Genomic DNA, 1773 nt, shown 5'->3' with positions numbered 1-1773 from the left:
GAAGACGCCGATCTTCCAGATTCAGGGCTGGCACGCGAAGCAAAAGACACCGTTGCTTTAGCTGAAACGCGGCTAGATTGGCTGCTGCGCCGTCTCCGCGATGGAGAGTAGCGGTGCCGCTTCCCAGATTTTCATCCTTCGGAACCTTTCCCGCTTCCTGCAGGTCAAATGAAACATATCCACTCCCTCATGTTTTTGGGTGTTACTTATGATCAATCTTCGTCGTTGGAAGTCGGGATCTGCGCTGGTTGTGGCTTTGGGAATGACGGCGAGCACGATCGCCCCGCTGTCGGTGCCTGCAGCGGCGGATGCTCAGCCCGCCCCTTACACCATTGCTCAGCTATTTCCGTCCTCACCGTCCTCACCGTCCTACAACCGCCGCGTAGCAATTCCTGCTGGAACTCGGATTCCGGTTCAGTACAGCCAGGCTGAAAAAGTTGTGGTTCTGCCTACCGAAACCACGCCGCTGACGCTGACAGTCGCCCGCAATATTCGATCGTCCTCGGGTGGGCTGCTGATTCCCGCTGGCAGCGAGATTCGCGGTCAGCTTCGTCCGTCAGATGGTGGCTCGCAGTTCGTTGCTAATGAAATCGTGTTCACAGATGGTTCGCGCTTGGGGCTGAATGCCGAATCCAAGATCGTTCGAACCACACGGGAAGTGCAACCCGGTGTGAGTACTGATGCGATTCTGAAAGGAGCCGCGATCGGAAGTGGAGCAGCAGCAGCGATTTCTGGCGTCACGGGCAACCGTCGCATCACCTTGGGTAAAGTGCTAGCGGGCACTGGAGCCGGAGCGCTTGGCGGTTTACTCCTTGGCAAACGTCGCGCTGATGTGGTTGTTGTCAACCCAAATAGTGATCTAGAGCTAACGCTGAACTCATCGCTGACGGTCGCTGTGCGCTAGCGATCGATGACAAGCTCAATTTCACGCCGTGTAGGGTGCATGATGGCTCGCTCTGATAGCAGGTTCGAGCGCTACCTGACGCACCCGATGGTTACTGGGCTTGCGATCTTGTGAGGTCTGGTGCGGGGTCTGCCTCAGGCGCTATAGCTTGCGTTATACCCCAGAGCAACATCGACCACTTCACCCGAAATGAAACGGGCGCGATCGCTTGCCAGAAACGTAGCGGTGTCCGCAATATTTTGTGGCTCTAGTGCTGGAGCTGCCTTAAGGGGCTGCACTCCGCCCACCACGCGGTCTTGCTCCTCGAAGGATTTGAGGTTGGTTGAGCGTAACTGCCCTTGGGAGCGGTACATTGGCGTATTGACCGCTCCGGGTGCGATCGCGTTAACGGTAATGTTGGCAGGTCCAAGCTCCATTGCGGCTGACTTGGTTAGCCCAATCACCGCCCATTTCGTCGTACCATACGCTCCATTGCCCACTACGCCTTGACGCCCTCCCACGGAGGAAAGCGTAATAATACGACCGCCGTTGCGTGCCTTCATGTGTGGGATTGCTGCCTGAATGGTATTGAACACACCATTGACGTTCACATCCACGGCTTCGCGCCACTGCTGCTCGTTGGCGTCTTCGATCGTCGTCCAAATGCAGATGCCCGCATTAGCCACTGCAATGTCCAGTCCGCCCAGTTCGCGGGCGACGCGGCTGGCAGCTTCTTTCATGGCTGCGTAGCTGCGGACATCGACTTTGAGCTTGAGTGCCTTGACCCCTTGCGCTTGTACCGCCGCGACTGCTGCATCTAACTCGCTTTCATTTGCAAGGCGGTAGCCCGAAATTGCCATTCCACCTGTAGGGTCAGCAATGTCCAGCAG

General features: G+C 57.0%; 2 protein-coding genes. One reads left to right on the top strand and one right to left on the bottom strand.

Translation table 11 applies throughout. The annotated features are described in order from the left end of the window. Positions 1–208: 208 nt before the first annotated feature. Positions 209–904: a hypothetical protein gene (locus tag H6F43_RS07470; RefSeq protein ID WP_190342174.1), complete on the top strand. Its 696-nt coding sequence runs from the start codon at positions 209–211 to the stop codon at positions 902–904. A 134-nt stretch (positions 905–1038) separates the two neighbouring features. On the opposite strand, the gene H6F43_RS07465 is transcribed toward H6F43_RS07470, so the two are convergent. Further along, on the bottom strand, positions 1039–1773 hold a 735-nt coding region (locus tag H6F43_RS07465; protein WP_190342173.1), incomplete at its 5' end, for an SDR family oxidoreductase.

Origin of the sequence: Leptolyngbya sp. FACHB-36 (assembly GCF_014695955.1) — a bacterium.
In the GTDB taxonomy this organism is placed as follows: domain Bacteria; phylum Cyanobacteriota; class Cyanobacteriia; order Leptolyngbyales; family Leptolyngbyaceae; genus FACHB-36.
The sequence above is the reverse complement of the archived record's forward strand: the minus strand, read 5'-3'. Positions and strand labels throughout refer to the sequence as shown.